This window comes from Acinetobacter sp. YH12100 (assembly GCF_013419135.1).
Lineage (GTDB): Bacteria > Pseudomonadota > Gammaproteobacteria > Pseudomonadales > Moraxellaceae > Acinetobacter > Acinetobacter pseudolwoffii.
Map to the genome: position 1 here is coordinate 61,760 of NZ_VPAQ01000008.1, position 15,753 is coordinate 77,512.

12 protein-coding genes are annotated in these 15,753 nt (G+C 45.1%); 4 read left to right on the top strand and 8 right to left on the bottom strand.

What is annotated here, in order from left to right:
* Positions 1-143: 143 nt before the first annotated feature.
* The 3 genes from FTU40_RS07260 to rluB are packed head-to-tail and all read left to right on the top strand — an operon-like array spanning position 144 to position 2,658.
* Positions 144-938 carry a ScpA family protein gene (locus tag FTU40_RS07260; RefSeq protein WP_180040302.1) on the top strand — a complete coding sequence of 265 codons (795 nt, stop codon included), beginning with the start codon at positions 144-146 and terminating at the stop codon, positions 936-938.
* The gene (gene scpB / locus FTU40_RS07265; RefSeq protein WP_005095975.1) at positions 935-1,525 is read left to right on the top strand and encodes an SMC-Scp complex subunit ScpB; all 591 of its coding nucleotides are present in this window, start codon (positions 935-937) and stop codon (positions 1,523-1,525) included. Before FTU40_RS07260 ends, scpB begins: the two co-directional genes overlap by 4 nt.
* Positions 1,526-1,566: 41 nt before the next feature.
* Positions 1,567-2,658, top strand: coding sequence for a 23S rRNA pseudouridine(2605) synthase RluB (gene rluB / locus FTU40_RS07270; RefSeq protein WP_074384125.1), 1,092 nt, complete (start codon positions 1,567-1,569; stop codon positions 2,656-2,658).
* Positions 2,659-2,712: 54 nt separating this feature from the next.
* Here the strand turns inward: rluB and FTU40_RS07275 are convergent, their stop codons facing one another.
* The 7 genes from FTU40_RS07275 to bfr all read right to left on the bottom strand — a co-directional run bounded on the left by FTU40_RS07275 (position 2,713) and on the right by bfr (position 13,163).
* Positions 2,713-4,449 carry an ABC transporter ATP-binding protein gene (locus FTU40_RS07275; protein ID WP_180040304.1) on the bottom strand — a complete coding sequence of 579 codons (1,737 nt, stop codon included), beginning with the start codon at positions 4,447-4,449 and terminating at the stop codon, positions 2,713-2,715.
* A 10-nt stretch (positions 4,450-4,459) separates the two neighbouring features.
* Positions 4,460-5,611, bottom strand: coding sequence for an ABC transporter permease (locus FTU40_RS07280; RefSeq protein WP_180040306.1), 1,152 nt, complete (start codon positions 5,609-5,611; stop codon positions 4,460-4,462).
* Positions 5,612-5,618: 7 nt separating this feature from the next.
* Entirely contained in the window at positions 5,619-6,557 is a 939-nt protein-coding gene (locus FTU40_RS07285) for an ABC transporter permease (protein WP_005172401.1), read from the bottom strand.
* Between the two features lie 12 nt (positions 6,558-6,569).
* Complete coding sequence (locus FTU40_RS07290; RefSeq protein WP_180040307.1) at positions 6,570-8,576, bottom strand: M3 family metallopeptidase; 2,007 nt, start codon at positions 8,574-8,576, stop codon at positions 6,570-6,572.
* Positions 8,577-8,595: 19 nt separating this feature from the next.
* On the bottom strand, positions 8,596-10,401 hold the full coding sequence (locus FTU40_RS07295) for an ABC transporter substrate-binding protein (protein ID WP_180040357.1): 1,806 nt from the start codon (positions 10,399-10,401) through the stop codon (positions 8,596-8,598).
* 22 nt (positions 10,402-10,423) lie between these two features.
* Positions 10,424-12,181 carry an ABC transporter substrate-binding protein gene (locus tag FTU40_RS07300; protein WP_180040309.1) on the bottom strand — a complete coding sequence of 586 codons (1,758 nt, stop codon included), beginning with the start codon at positions 12,179-12,181 and terminating at the stop codon, positions 10,424-10,426.
* Positions 12,182-12,698: 517 nt separating this feature from the next.
* The gene (gene bfr, locus FTU40_RS07305; RefSeq protein WP_005095949.1) at positions 12,699-13,163 is read right to left on the bottom strand and encodes a bacterioferritin; all 465 of its coding nucleotides are present in this window, start codon (positions 13,161-13,163) and stop codon (positions 12,699-12,701) included.
* Between the two features lie 341 nt (positions 13,164-13,504).
* Between bfr and FTU40_RS07310 the strand changes: the two genes are divergently transcribed.
* On the top strand, positions 13,505-14,572 hold the full coding sequence (locus FTU40_RS07310; RefSeq protein WP_180040311.1) for an aldehyde reductase: 1,068 nt from the start codon (positions 13,505-13,507) through the stop codon (positions 14,570-14,572).
* A 120-nt stretch (positions 14,573-14,692) separates the two neighbouring features.
* Here the strand turns inward: FTU40_RS07310 and rlmF are convergent, their stop codons facing one another.
* Positions 14,693-15,667: a 23S rRNA (adenine(1618)-N(6))-methyltransferase RlmF gene (rlmF, locus tag FTU40_RS07315; protein ID WP_100357348.1), complete on the bottom strand. Its 975-nt coding sequence runs from the start codon at positions 15,665-15,667 to the stop codon at positions 14,693-14,695.
* Positions 15,668-15,753 lie beyond the last annotated feature (86 nt).

The window sequence follows — 15,753 nt, forward strand, 5'->3', positions numbered from 1 at the left end:
ATGCCTTTGACTCCTTATTTAATTTATTTAGAGTTACTTTTCCAGTACAATGACGGCACTTAATTCTATGCTTTTTCTTTCGATGAGATACCGAAGATCAAGCCTTTGCATGCCTTTGAAAATTCGCGTGGCCTATAATTGTAATGACTCAAATTATCCATAACACAATGGAATCTGCTCCGCACATTCGGGTTCTGGATGAATGGCAGGATACTATTCCAGAGGATCTGTATATTCCTCCCGCCGCATTTGAAATCTTGTTAGAACATTTTGAAGGCCCACTCGACTTTTTAATTTACCTGATTCAAAAAAATGGTTTTGACCTGTTGCAAGTCGATATCGCGCCGATTGCAGCGCAATATTTATCCTATATGGATGCAATGAAATCCCTGAATATTGAGCTGACCGCAGATTATATGGTGATGGCTGCTTTATTGGCAGATCTCAAATCGCGTCTGTTATTGCCTAAACCGAAAAGCCTGTCTGCGATTGAGCAAGATCCAAAACAAGAACTGATCGACCGTTTAGAAAATTATTTAAGAATTAAACGGGCAGCAGAACGTCTGGGGCAAATGCCTATTCTGGAGCGTGATACATTCCTGACCCATGTCAGTCTGGGCGACGTTCAGCAGAATAATGAAGGCTATTCGATCGATTTACTGCGTGATGCCTTGTTGTGTATTTTTAACCGTCCTGAACCGGTGATTCATCAGGTGCAACAGGAACCGGTACTGCTCGAAGAACGGATTGCCTATATTGAAAGCTGTCTGGAATCTGGCGAAGTCTTATCTTTTGCCGATTTACTCAAACCGAGTCAGGGACGCATGGGCATGGTGGTGACCTTTATGGCAGTGCTGGAGCTGACCCGGCAACAAAGAATTCAGATTATTGCTACAGGTATTGAAGCCCCGCTCGCAGTTCAAGGAGCCAGTCAATGACACTAGAGCCAAATACGCTGTTTTCTGCAGAAGATCATCTGCATGAGGTGTTGATGCAGCTTGAGGCGATTATTTTCGCCAGCGACTCTGCGGTTTCATTGGCGCGTCTGAAAGAGGCTTTTCAGGATCGCTATAGCAAACAGGAATTACGTCAGTATTTACAACAACTTTCCATGTTAATGCATGGCCGTTCGATTGAACTGATTGAAACAGCGCAAGGTTATCGTTTTCAAGTGCGTGCAAAATATCGTAATATTATTGCACAGACCTGGCCTGAGCGACCAACTCGCTTGTCGCCGGCCTTACTTGAAACACTTGCAGTGATTGCTTATCACCAGCCGGTGACCCGAGCCGATATTGAACAAATTCGTGGTGTGACGAATAACAGTCAGATTTTGCGTACGCTGTTTGACTGGAACTGGATTAAAGAATCCGGATTTCGTGAACTCCCTGGAAGACCTGCGTTGTTAATGACAACGCCACAATTTTTAAATGCGTTTGGCTTGAATTCTTTAGGCCAATTGCCTCCCCTGCAGGATGCCAAGGAAGCTTTTATGGCCCTCGATGCAAATGCACCGAAGTCATAAATAGGTGAACTGTTGATAATTATTTCTAAGGTTATGCTGTCATGAGTGAAAAATTGCAAAAGGTGCTTGCACGCGTTGGTTTGGGTTCTCGCCGTTATATGGAAGAAGTCATTGCCGCAGGTCGTGTAAGCGTCAATGGGCAAATTGCCCAAGTGGGTGAACGAATCGAACCAGGTGATGAGCTTCGCATCGATGGTCGTAAAGTTGCATTTCAGATTGAAGACGAAATTCGTCGTCGTGTGATTATCTATTATAAGCCTGAAGGCGAGATCTGCTCACGTAGCGATCCTGAAAACCGCCCGACCGTGTTTGAACAGTTACCTGCGATTCCGGGCGATCGCTGGGTGATGGTCGGCCGTCTGGATATTAACTCGACCGGTCTGTTACTGTTCACCAATGATGGCGAACTTGCCAACCGCTTGATGCATCCATCCAATGAAATCGAACGTGAATACGCAGTTCGTGTCATGGGTGAAGTGACACCACAAATCAAAAACACCATGCTTAAAGGCGTGGTATTAGATGACGGCCCAGCAAAATTCGAATCGTTCTCTGAACTCGGCGGTGATGGTATTAACCGTTGGTTCCAGGTCGTAGTAAAAGAAGGGCGTAACCGTGAAGTACGTCGTATCTTCGAATCACAAGGCCTGAAAGTGAGCCGTCTACTGCGTACCCGCTACGGTACTGTGATTCTGCCACGCGAACTGCGTACCGGTCGCTGGATTGAACTGGATAAAAACGATATCGACAACCTGACCAAAGCTGTGGAACTGAAACCACGTCAAGGTACAGGCCTGTTTGGTATGGCGAAACGTCGTAACGAGCGTATGCAGGATAAACCGATGGCTGCACGCCGTGGCGGTTTCTTGCGTCAGCAACGTCGTGACAGTGATGAACAACAACCACAGAATAACCCTGGCCGCGAGCGTCGTGATGACAATGCTTATGGTCGTCGTGACAGAAATGAAAACCAAAATGGTACGCAGTTCGTTCGTCGTGACAACCGTGATGGCAATACTCAATTTCCTCGCCGCGAAACTCGTCCAGATCAAGCTTTTGGTCGCCGTGAAGAGCGTGATGAAAATGCGCCACGTCGTCCATACGGTGTCAATAAAGGCTTTAAAAAGTTTTAATTGATATAAACAAAAAAAGTCAGGCAAATGCCTGACTTTTTTATGCATTATGTATCAGGCGCTTTGTGGAATCCCCTGCGGAATGGCACTGAGTAAACGCTTGGTATATTCATGTTGTGGTGACTGATACAATTCATCTGAATTGGCAATTTCCACCAGTTCCCCATGATTCATCACCATGATCTGATCTGAAATATACTTCACCACCGATAAATCATGTGAAATGAAAATATAACTGAGTCCAAATTCATCCTGCAAATCTTGCAGTAAATTCAAGACCTGTGCCTGTACCGATACATCCAGCGCCGAGACGGACTCATCACAGATTAAAATCTCAGGCTTCAAAGTCAGGCAACGCGCGATCGCAATTCGCTGGCGCTGACCACCGGAAAATTCATGTGGATAGCGATAAAAAGCTTGGGCAGGCAAGCTGACCCGCTCCAACAGATCCAAAGCCATTTGCTTGCGCTCTGCATCATCCTGACCAATTTTATGAATCTGCATTGGCTCCATCAGGATTTGCCCCACGGTAAAACGCGGATTTAAAGAAGCATAAGGATTCTGGAAAATGATCTGGATTTTACGTTGATACTGGTTAAATTCCTTTTCAGACATGGCCAAAATGTCTCGCCCCTGAAACAGCGCTTTACCGCCTGTTGCCTGTTGCAAACGCATCAACAACAAGCCAATGGTGGTTTTGCCCGAACCGGATTCTCCGACCAGCCCCAAGGTTTTACCTTTGGCCAGCTGAAAAGAAACTCCTTTCACCGCCTGAAATTCATCTTTGCCAAACAGACCTTTGCGGCTATAAAAAGATTTTTTCAGATCACGTACATCCAGAATAATTTCTTCTCCGCCCTTGAGTCCGCGTGAGCGTTGCGGAAGTTGAGTATTCAGGTGGATATCGTCCAGCCAGGTTGAACCATCCTGTTTCATAAAATCACTGATCATCGGCAAACGTAACGGACGTTGCGACAATTGTGGACGGCAATGCAATAAAGCCCGGGTATACATATCCTGAGGTCGATCCAGTACGTCCTGAACCAAACCCTGTTCACGAATTTCCCCATGTCGCATCACAATCACCTGATCGGCAATTTCCCCCACCAAAGCCAGATCATGGGTAATGAACAGCATCGACATCTGACGGCGCTGACGCAGAGATTCCAGCAAGTCCAGAATCTGCTTTTGAATGGTGACATCCAGCGCAGTGGTCGGTTCATCCGCAATCAACAGCTTGGGTTCACAGGCAATCGCCATGGCGATCATGACCCGCTGCTGCTGCCCCCCCGAAAGCTGCCCCGGATAGGCATCGATTTTAGTTTCAGGTGCAGGAATACCCACTTCTTTGAGCAATTCCAGAGTACGTTGCCGCGCCTGTTTTTTATTCATACCCAAATGGAGTTGCAGGATTTCTGCAATCTGCATGCCTACCGTAAATACCGGATTGAGCGAGGACATCGGCTCCTGAAAAATCATGGCAATGTCTTTACCACACATCTGGCGCATGTCACGGGTTTTGAGCTTAAGCAGATTTTTCCCTTCAAAGATAATCCGGCTGTCTTCGGAAATACGCGCGCTTTCCGTCGGGAGCAAGCCCATGGTCGCCAGTGAAGTAACCGACTTGCCACTGCCCGATTCTCCCACCAATGCCACCGTAGTATTGGCCGGAATTTCAAAAGAAACCCCTTTCACGGTTTCGATATACTCTTTATTTTCACCTTTAAAACTGACACGCAGATTTTCCACGCGAAGTAACGCAGGTGCTGTGCTTGGATTTATTTCAGACATCGTGGCACTCCTATTTCAGTTTCGGATCTAATGCATCACGGAGTGCATCAGTAAACATCGAGAAAGCCGTCACCAGTATTGCCATGGCAATCGAGGCTGCGGCCAGTTGCCACCATTTTCCTAAAATCAGCTCACTTTGCGCTTCATTCAGCATACTTCCCCAAGACACTACTCCGATTGGCACGCCAAAACCAAGGAAGCTGAGAATCACTTCAGATTTGATAAAAGCCACCACCAGAATGGACATTTGTACCAAGGCAATATGACTGACATTTGGAAAAATATGTACAAACATACGCCGTAAATTACTCACCCCAATCGCCTTGGCAGCCAGTACATATTCACGCGCCGTATGTTTCATGTACTCGGCACGAACCAGACGGAATACTCCCGTCCAGCCGGTCAGACCTAAAATCAGGATGATTGATAAAATCCCTTTCTGTTGTAACACCGCAGCAATTGCCAGAACCAGCAGTAAATAAGGAATTGAAGTAAAGACATTATAAAACCAGTTAAGGAGATCATCGACCCAGCCACCAAAATAACCGGCAAGTGCACCAAGTACGGTGCCAATGATCACAGCGACCAAAGCCGCAACCAGTCCGACCAGAATCGAGGTTTCCGCACCTTTAATGGTTTTCTGTAAAACATCCTGTCCCCATTTATCCGCACCAAAGATCAGACTCTGTTTTAATTCGCTGTCCTGATCCATCAGCTGACCACCGAGCTGCTGGTTAATGACGTGCATGTCTTCTGCCAGCGGATCTGTTACACCATAATAATCGATGCTGCCCCCCATACTTTGCTCTGCAGCAATTTCAGCATTGAGTTCTGCAATCACCTCTTTTAAAGGATCGACTGGATTGACCGGTAAAACGACCGATTCTGCTTCCTGTTCTTCACCGGAAACAGCCGGCACCGGCGCTGCATTGATAAAACTTGGCGGTGCATAACTGACCGCCACTTCTTTATTCCAGTCCTTGGCAATAAAACCGCTCATGGAAAGCAAAAGTAGCAGCAGATAAAACAGCACCACCAATAAGGAGAACATGGCAATCCGGTCACGTTTCAAACGGCGCATGGCCAGTTGCCATAATCCTGTCGAAGTAGACTCAGGCACGGCTTGAGCGTGTTGCTCTTTTTTAAATATCGCACTCAGCATAATTCACCTACTTCAACTGTACGCGTGGATCGACCCATTTATAGATCAGATCGGCAATCAGGTTGAATATCATGGTCGCAGCGGCAACATAGACCGTAATCGCTTTAATCACCGGGAAATCCGAACGCTCTACGGCAATAATCACTTCACGACCAATCCCCGGAATACCGAAAAAACGCTCAATCAGGAAAGCACCGATCAGCAGTGCTGGAAGCCCCGCCATCACATCGGTAATAATCGGAATCGAGGCATTGCGTAGCACATGCACGCCCAGAATCCGGCTCTCGCCCAGACCTTTGGCCCGTGCAGTACGCACATAGTCCTGATTGACTTCATCCAGTACGAAACTGCGGTACAGACGTAAGGTCGGGGCAATACTCACCACCAGCATAATCAGTACAGGCAACAAGGCGTATTTGAAAAGATTGTCAGCGAAATTATCACTCCAGCCCTGCACCGGAAACCAGCTCAGCTCATAAGCGAGGAAGTACTGAAACACAATGATATAGACAAGAATACTGATCGACATACCGATGGTACACAGCATCATGATCATGCGATCGGTCAGACTGCCGCGAACTGACGCCACACCCAAGGCTAAAATGATGGAAATAATGGTTTGCAAAATGGTCAGTGGAATCAGAATGGTCAGTGAGGGTCCCAGACGCGTACTAATAATTTGCGCCACCGACTCGCCGGTACTCCAGCTCACCCCATAATCAAAGGTTAAAATCTGCTTGATGAAAATCCACAGTTGCACATAATACGGTTGATCCACGCCAAGCTGTTGCCGGATGTTTTCAATCTGTTCTGCATTGGCCATTTTACCGGCGAGGATATAGGCAGGATCGCCCCCCACCCAGTTAAACAGCAGGAAGATCAGCAAAATCACCCCGAGCATGGTGGGGATCATTTGCCAGAGCCGTCGAATAATATATGCCAGCATCGCTTGCCTTCCTTAATTTTTTCCAGAGATTTCATTAAAGAAAGCTTTGCTGTCTGGATCACGACCCAGAAAGTCTTTCACCATCTGCTCGCCATGTTTTTGTCCGCCTTGCGCCAAGACCGTATTGCGATAATGCGCACCGACTTTTTTATCCATCAACTGATCGCCAAAGGCAGAGAGCATATCTAGCGCAATCACCTCGGACCACATATAGCTGTAATAACCTGCCTGATAGCCGCCCATCACATGCCCGAACTGTCCCGGGAACTGCTGACCGGGTACATAACCCAAGGCAGTTTTGCTTTCCATCTCTTGCCATAATTTTAATGGGTCGGTCTTGAGGGCATCTTTACTGTGTAAGGCCATATCGTACTGCGCATATAAAGTCTGACGCGCATAATGCAGACCGCGACCATAGTTTTTTACGTCTTTGAGACGCTCAGTCATGGCAGCATCGACACGTGGACAAGCCGGTTCACAATAATCGGCCACTTTTGATAAGGTTTCCAGACGGCGTGCCCACTCTTCATACATCTGTGAAGGTGCTTCCACCAAGTCACGCTCTACCGATGTACCAGACTGTTCGGAATAGCGGGTTTTCGATAAAATCCCGTGTAAGGCATGCCCCATTTCATGCACAAAGGTTTCCAGCTCGTTGCTGTTCAAACCTTTGCGGTTGAAGTTGGTGACCAGTACCGACACCGGACGACGCTGATTCAGGGTACTGCCACCATAGGCGCCCCAGACGGCCGCGTGTCCATATTTACCTTCACGCGGGTATTTATCGACATATAATCCGCCCAAGAATTCACCTGAGGCAGTGTCATGTACCGCATAATATTCCACTTCATTGTGCCAGGCCTTGACTTTCATCGGCCTGAAATCAATCCCGTACAGTTCTGATGACACAGCAAATAACCATTTTTGTGCCGCTTCGGTCGGGAAGTAATCGCGCAGTTTTTCCTGATCGACCTTATATTTGGCCTGACGCAGTTTTTCACTCCAATAGCCCTGATTCCAGCGAGTAATATCCGCTTTCTCTCGTGGAACTTTTAAGGCCTCGGCTTTGAACTGGCGTAACTCCTCTACATCTTGCTTCTCTAAAGGTGCGACTTTGCTATATACATCCTCTAGAAAAGAATTCACCGCTTCAGGTGTTTTTGCCATACGAAATTTAAGGGCTGAATGTGCATAGCTTTCTTTATCAAAAAGTTGGGCCATCTCATAACGCAGATCAATGGCTTTTTTCATAAATTGCAGGTTTTGCTCTGTCCCACGGCGGGTATAAGCCATCTGATAGCGTTTGCGTGCTTCATCACTTTCTGCCAGCTCCATAAATGGCTGGTATTCCGGATAGTCAAAGCCAAGCAGATAATTGCCTTTTTCATTTTTCTTTAACCCCGCCATATAGCTGTCTGGCAGACCTTTCATTTCTGCTGGGGTAAATTCGACTTTATGCGGATTATCACGTACATTTTTGGCGAAATCCTGAGACAGCTTGGTCGATTCTTCGATGATGTCTTTCAGGCGCTTTTGTTTTTCTGCACTGAGTTGTACCCCGGTCTTTTCAAACTGCTCCAGAATATCTTGCAAGAATTTTTGATCAATCGGATCGCTGGCCTTCAGTTTCTTGAACTGGGCATACAGTTTCGGATTCTGGTACAGCGTGGTCTGGTACTTGCTGATTTTCAGCTCACAGTCATCTGCTGCCTGACGCAATGCAGGATCTGGATCGACATTACTATACAATCCGACTGCTGCACCAAAATCCCGGGCTTTGGCATGCAATTCATCCCATTCAGCCAGATAAGGCCCTGCCTTGGCCTTATTTTTAATTTTCTGATTTTCAAATATCTGAATATCTTTTTGCATGCTGGCCAGATTGGCATCACATAAAGATGGAATCTCTGCTGCCTTAAATAATGGCAGTAGCTGCGCTTGAGTCTGTGCCGCTACCCCCTGATACCCCCCCATTATGACTAAACATAAGCTACTTAATTTTAAAGACTTCGATTTCATATTTATCTCCAGATTTTTCTTACTTTTTGCTATCAATATCGATGTACATCCACTCTGAAGACAGAATCGGATGGTTTTTATAACCAATGACCCGAGGTTGCGACAAGACATTACGATAGGTGCTATATAGCATCAGTACCGGCATATTCACTTCCAGAATCCGGGACATTTTGCGATAGATTGCATCACGTTCAGGACTGGCTGGCATGCTTTGGGTTTGCTCATACAGGCGGTCAAATTCAGGATGTTTGAAGCAGGCATTGTTGGTGACATTGACATTTTTGCCATAAAAAAGCTGCATGAAGTTGTCGGCATCCGGATAGTCAGCAATCCAGGCCGAGCTTTTAAACATGGTCTTACACTGTTTTTCCAGCTTGATCGCCTCGGCAAATGGCATGGCTTTACTGACCATCTTGATCTGAATATTGTCCAGGGCTTTTTTCCAGAATTCTGCCTGTTGCTGACCACGACTGGTATTACCGACAATCAGTTCAATCTCTAAAGGCTTACCATCGGGTTGTCTGCGCCAGCCATCGGCCCCGACTTTGTATTGATAACGGTCAAGCAGCATATTGGCCGCCTTGACCGAATAGGGAATACTGCTTTTATAATCCGGTGAATAACCAACCACCCCGGGTGGTACCGGCATCTGTAACTTATTGGCATCGCCCTTGAGCAAGACACTGATCATATTGTCGGTAGAGTAAGCCATGGCCATGGCACGACGTAGCGCAATTTTTTCCTTGCTGAACCCACCAACCATAGGATTCTGCATATTCCAGTAATGGTAGCCAATCAGCGGATCGGTAATCCTAGATAACTGAACCCCTTTTTGTTTTAAGGAAGGTTTGAGTAGCCCATTTTCAAGCGCCTGAACCACCATGTCGCCGTCGATTTCAGTCATGTCCAGTTCATTTTTATTAAAGGCCAACCAGCGTGACTGGGCTTCTTCAATGACCCGGATATCAATCGTACCAATTTGCGGCATTTTTTTGCCTTGCAATGCATCCACAATAGGCTGGTCTTCGCTGCTACTGGCTTTAAAATTCCAGACAAAACTCCGGTAGTTCGGACTGGCTTTTAAAATAATGCGTGAACCCGGAGTCCAGCGTGACAATAAATAAGGGCCTGTACCGACTGGTTTGTCCATCGCAAAGCCTGCTTTATTACGATACTTTTCAATAACTTCACGGGCAACTGCAGCTGCTGGGCCATGTGCCAGTAACATCGGAAAGTTTTGATCCGGTTGGGTCAGTTTCAGAATCAGGGTATAACGGTCTGGCGTTTGAATGCCTTCAAAGGGGTTTTCATAGACTTTGCCATTCTTTTTGCCTAAGGCGACCCATGCTTCCAGCCCTTTAATCCGGCCATCCAGCAACCAGCTATTTGGTGAATGCAAGTTGGGATCGATCAGACGTTTTAATGAATAGGCATAATCATAAGCCGTCAGTTCACGTTTCTGACCTTTAAAAACGGGATCATCGGCGAAGTAAATGCCTTTTTTGATTTTGATGGTATAGGTGAGACCATCTGTACTGACTTCTGGCATGGCAACCGCGGTATTAGGAATCAGCTTGGCTGGGGTTGCCAGATAGTCATAGCTAAACAGGTTTTCAAAAATCGCGCTATTAACCCGGGCTGAATAGGCATCGTGCGTTGCGGCGGGATCAAATCCGGTTTCTGCCACAGGAAAAACATCCCGAATCACCTTGTTAGGATCTGCAGGATTAACGGCCCATGCAGAAACGATCCCCGAACAGAGCAAACTTCCCAGCAGAACACTACCCGTCAGTTGCTTGAATTGCTTTGATAAATTTCCCTTCATCATACTCTTCATCTAAATAGGTTTATTTTTTGACTGGTTCAATATCGAGATATTGCCAAACGGAGTTCATGATTGGATGTGCCTTAAAGCCTTGAACCTGAGGGTGAATCAGCCAGTTACGCACCCGGGTATTGTGTAAAATCCAGGGATTATCGGCTTCGATTTGCCGGTTCATTTTTTCATAATAGGGCGTACGCTGATCTGGTGGCAGTTTCATAGCAGCCTGATACAGGGCATCATAGGCTTTTGAGGTATAGCAGCTCAGGTTGCCCTGCTGTGCATTTGGGCCATATAAGAGTTGAGCAAAATTTTCACCCTCCGGATAATCTGCAATCCAGGCACCGCCCCACAGCATATGTTTACATTGCGTGGCTTCTTTCGGGTTGTCGGCGAAATTGCTGATTTTAAATTCAATACGTAGACCAACTGCATCCAGATTTTTTTTCCATAATTCCGCTGCAATCACTGAAGAGCTGGAACTGGTCGAGTTCATTTTCAGTGTCAAAGGTGTGCCATCAGGCAAAGTCCGATAGCCATCTGCACCTTTTTTATAACCGAAACGGTCGAGCAGCTTGTTGGCCAAGAGCGGATTATAGGCAATACTATTTTTATAAGCTGGATTATGCCCATTCACGCCTTCGGGAATGGTCATTTCAGCTTTATCTGCATGTCCCTTATACAGCTGTTTAATGGCTTCATTCTGGTTATAAGACAAGGCGATTGCCCGACGCAGAGCGATTTTTTCTAGTGAATTTCCACCGACCACAGGATCGCGCATATTCATGATGGTATAAGTGATTTCTGCGTCTTTATTTGGATAATGCAAAATGCCTTTTTGCTTGTATTCGTTTTTGAGCTGTTTATTGACCAGGGCCTGTTCGGCACCGCTTGCAGTGAGCCGGTCATAATCCAGTTGACCCGATTTCAGCGCCAGCCAGCGCGATTGTTCTTCTTCAATAATACTGACCTTGACCCTCCCAATTTGCGGCATTTTTTTGCCGCTCATTTCTTTCACCAGACGTTGATCCCAGGCCGTATTTTCACCCTTAAAATTCCAGCTAAATCCCCGGTAATCTGGATTGGCCTTTAACTCAATCCGGCTACGCGGCACATATTTATGCAATTGATAGGGCCCTGTCCCGACTGGATGCTGACCTGCACGCGCGCCATAATGCTCAATGACTTCTCTGGCGGTACCGCTAAAAGTGACATAGGCCATGATATAAGGGAAATTAAAGTCGGAACGCGTGAGCGTGATTTGCAAGGTATATTGATCAAGTGCCTTTAGTCCTGCAATTGGCGCATCGTAATTAAATTGACCAGAACTTTTGGCTTGCTGAATGGCAGCATCTGCACCGAGAATTTTGCCCTCAATAAACGAAAAGGTCGGCGAATGATTTTTAGGATCCATCACCCGCTTCATGGAGTAAATATAGTCCTCGACAACCAGTTCACGTTTTTTGCCCTTAAATGCCGGATCAGCACTAAAGTAAATTCCAGGCTTAATCTTGAAGGTATAGACTTTGCCCTCCTGCTCGATCTTGGGTAAGGCTTCCGCAGTGTTCGGGGTTAAAGTGGCGGGTCGTGCCAGATAGTCGTAGCGTAATAAGGGTTCAAAAATCGCTTCGGCAATACTGCCACTATAAAAATTATAGGTCTTGACCATATCAAAACCGTCATCAGGCGCTTCAAATGCAATATTTAAAACTTTATCTGACTGCGCAGGCGATTTTGCCAAGACCGCCTCCCCCGATCCGATGGTCAGTGCTAAAACGGTCATCTTTAACATTGCTGATTTCAAAGTCATACCTATTTTTATCTTAATGTTTTATTGATCTAGGAAGTTCTTAACCTAACGCCCTATATTTGTTGCAATTTATGAATCAAAGCTGAATAGAGAAATTAAATTGGACAAAGCAAATCTCATATCTTCAAAAACAACTATTTTTTCAACTTCTACCGAGAAAATTTATTTTTATGCACTTGCCCTTATTCTGCCTAACCAAATATTTTTAATGAACCTTTTATGTCATTTTTATCTTTAAAACGCCCATTCGTCTTCTCTTCACACAAAGATAAATAAGCTTTTTTTTAGAGAATTCACATGGCCTTGATCTTAGAACCCAGAAATTCATAATAACCAACTGCTCACTAAATGTCTCTTTATGCAATCATCCTATTCTTTGTGCAATGTTTATCAACCCCACATTGTCCCAACTGAAACCAGAATAGTATTGCCCTCAATTTTTATCCCATAAAAAAACCCAGCATATGCTGGGTTTTTTCTCAATCCGATTTTACATCTGTGATTGAATATAATTTTGCAAGCCAATCAGTTCAATTAAACGCAACTGTTTTTCTAACCAGTAGGTATGGTCTTCTTCAGTATCTGACATTTGCTGGCGCAGCATATCACGGGTGATATAGTCCCCTTTTTCTTCGCACAGCTTGATGCCCTGTGCCAGTTTTTCCCGCACATGGTATTCAAGTTTCAGGTCGGCTTTCAGACAGCTCACCACATCTTCACCAATCTCAACGTCATCGCGTTGCATGTTTGGTGTACCTTCCAGGAACAGGACACGACGGATAATCGCATCCGCATGCTGGGCTTCTTCCTGCATTTCATGGTCGATACGTTCAAAGATTTTGGTTAAACCCCAATCTTCATACATCCGAGAGTGAATCAAGTATTGGTCACGAGCAGCCAGTTCGCCACCGATCAACATATTTAAATAATCTACGACTTCTGGATTACCGCGCATTTGAATTACTCCCTACCTTTATGCTGCTATTATGGAGAAAAGCATTCAGATTTGCAAAGCTTAACCAGGTTAAATATTTGATTTTTATATAATTAAAATGAGAAGTACTTGCATTTACACTTCGTTCTGAATCAAATCCCATTTATAAAACAATACTTTGCATTTTTACAGCGCTCGGCTCTACAGCTAAATACACCAAAGAATGTTCAGGTTAAATTTTGTAAATATTCATGAAGATCAGTCAGATTAATAGTTTTTGTATAAACATCACCGCATTGGCGTACTTAATGCATAAATTTCGCTTATCATTCAGACAAATTTAAAACAACAACGGTTTAAATATGACACATCCACATACAACAGCGCCTGTTCTGGTTACCGGTGCATCGGGTTATATTGCCAGCTGGGTCATCCAGAAATTACTCACGCAAGGCTATACCATACATGCCACGGTACGTGACCTGAATAAAAGTAAAAGCTTTGCCCATTTAGAAAAAATTGCCGACAGTACGCCGGGAACTCTCAAGTTATTTCAGGCCAATTTATTAAGTCCAGGCTCTTTTGATCAGGCCATGCAAGGTTGTGAAATTGTCTTTCATATGGCCTCGCCTTTTGTGGTCACCAATTATAAAGATGCAGTCAAAGATATTATCGAACCTGCGGTGTTAGGCACTGAAAATGTATTGAATAGTGTCAATCAAACTGAATCAGTGAAACGCGTGATCGTCACATCGAGTATCGCATCTACCTATGGCGATGCCATTGATATTCTACAAACTGAAAATAACAGTTTTGATGAATCATGCTGGAATACCACCAGTTCGGCCACGCATCAGCCTTATCCTTATTCCAAAGTCATGGCAGAGCGCAAAGCCTGGGAAATGGCTGAAGCACAGGATCGCTGGGATCTGGTCTGTATCAATCCGGCACTGGTTTTTGGACAATCCTTAACGCCAAATACCCAATCCGGCAGTGTGGAAGTCCTCCAACAGTTTACCAATGGCATGACGCTGCTTGGCGTTCCACCGATGTGGAATGGTGTGGTCGATGTGCAGGATGTCGCTGAAGCACATCTCCGTGCTGCATTTAAACCGGAAGCACATGGGCGTTATATTATTTGTAGTGAAAGCCTGAGCCTGCTGGAAATGGGTCAGATTTTAAGAGAAAATTTTGGCAATAAGTTCCCCTTCCCGCGCAATCAGTTGCCAAAAGCGGCCTTTAAACTGTTTGGACCATTGGCAGGCTTTAGTCCCAAGTTTGTGGAACTGAACATGGGTTATCCGATCTACTTCAATGCACAAAAGAGTCAGGATGAACTGGGCATTCAGTATCGTCCAGTGAAAGAAAGTCTGGTCGAGCATTTCCAGCAATTACTCGATGATGGCGTAGTCAAAAAATATATTCCTTAATCGTACTAGCTCAAACCTGATCTGACAGTTACCGATTTTTTATTGTATCTGTCAGATTAAATTTGAGCTACTACACCGACTTATGCGCCCACAAGCTCACTATTCCTGCCTAAAAACAAGCTAAGCAGAAGTCCAACGCGCATTTTTCCACGCTTGCTGTTGCTTTGCATCTAGGAAAGTCCAAGCCACAAAACGACTCTCTTTTTGCCCCTGCGTCATTTTAATGGTTTTTAAATCCACTGCACCGCACTTACGCAAGGTATTTAACAGCATAGGCAATGTGGTTTTCTTAGAAACCAGTGTACTAAACCAAAGACATTGCTCAGCAAATTGTGTGCTCTCTTGTACCATCTGGCAAACAAAGCGTTCTTCTCCACCGTCACACCACAGCTCGTTCTTTTGTCCGCCAAAGTTTAATACCACTTTAGACCGATCAACCGGTTTGCCAAGTTTGCGTAATTTTTGCGTTGCTGTGGCATTTGCTTCATCTTGCGAAGCATGAAATGGTGGGTTACACAGGGTCAAATCAAAACGATCTGAAGGTTTAATCACGCCTTTGAAAATATTGCTCGGTGTCTTTTGCAATCGAATCTGAATCCCCTTTTTGAGATTTGGATTTGCCTCCACAATAAATTGAGCACTTTTAACCGATGCAGGATGAATGTCTGAGCCAACAAATTTCCAACCATAACTACGATGACCAATAATCGGATAAATACAGTTCGCGCCCACCCCAATATCTAATACGTGAACGGCGTGTCCTATTGGAATCTGACCTTTATTGCTATCACTCAACAAGTCCGCCAAATAGTGAATATAGTCGGCTCTACCCGGAATAGGTGGACAAAGATAATCTTGAGGAATATCCCAATATTGAATACTATAAAAATGCTTGAGCAATGCTTTATTGAGCATTTTCACAGCTTGAGGATCAGAAAAGTTGACTGAAAGATCGTTATATTGATTCGGGCTGACAAAAGGCGCAAGTTCCGGACAACTCTTGATTAACTGAGGAAAATCGTAACGACTGCGATGCAGATTTCGTGCATGTAATTGCGATTTTTGTTGCAGAAAAGATTTCTTTGCTTGAGCCATGTGTATGTCAATCATCAACGGGAGAACAGAATCAATAAGGCAGGATCTATACCTGCGAATGAATCGATATTGTACGTGAATTCAAC

Bases quoted from the DNA above. Each gene is read 5' to 3' on its own strand.
- FTU40_RS07260 (WP_180040302.1), top strand. From the start codon at position 144: ATGACTCAAATTATCCATAACACAATGGAATCTGCTCCGCACATTCGG.
- scpB (WP_005095975.1), top strand. From the start codon at position 935: ATGACACTAGAGCCAAATACGCTGTTTTCTGCAGAAGATCATCTGCAT.
- rluB (WP_074384125.1), top strand. From the start codon at position 1,567: ATGAGTGAAAAATTGCAAAAGGTGCTTGCACGCGTTGGTTTGGGTTCT.
- FTU40_RS07275 (WP_180040304.1), bottom strand. From the start codon at position 4,449: ATGTCTGAAATAAATCCAAGCACAGCACCTGCGTTACTTCGCGTGGAA.
- FTU40_RS07280 (WP_180040306.1), bottom strand. From the start codon at position 5,611: ATGCTGAGTGCGATATTTAAAAAAGAGCAACACGCTCAAGCCGTGCCT.
- FTU40_RS07285 (WP_005172401.1), bottom strand. From the start codon at position 6,557: ATGCTGGCATATATTATTCGACGGCTCTGGCAAATGATCCCCACCATG.
- FTU40_RS07290 (WP_180040307.1), bottom strand. From the start codon at position 8,576: ATGAAATCGAAGTCTTTAAAATTAAGTAGCTTATGTTTAGTCATAATG.
- FTU40_RS07295 (WP_180040357.1), bottom strand. From the start codon at position 10,401: ATGAAGGGAAATTTATCAAAGCAATTCAAGCAACTGACGGGTAGTGTT.
- FTU40_RS07300 (WP_180040309.1), bottom strand. From the start codon at position 12,181: ATGACCGTTTTAGCACTGACCATCGGATCGGGGGAGGCGGTCTTGGCA.
- bfr (WP_005095949.1), bottom strand. From the start codon at position 13,163: ATGCGCGGTAATCCAGAAGTCGTAGATTATTTAAATATGTTGATCGGT.
- FTU40_RS07310 (WP_180040311.1), top strand. From the start codon at position 13,505: ATGACACATCCACATACAACAGCGCCTGTTCTGGTTACCGGTGCATCG.
- rlmF (WP_100357348.1), bottom strand. From the start codon at position 15,667: ATGGCTCAAGCAAAGAAATCTTTTCTGCAACAAAAATCGCAATTACAT.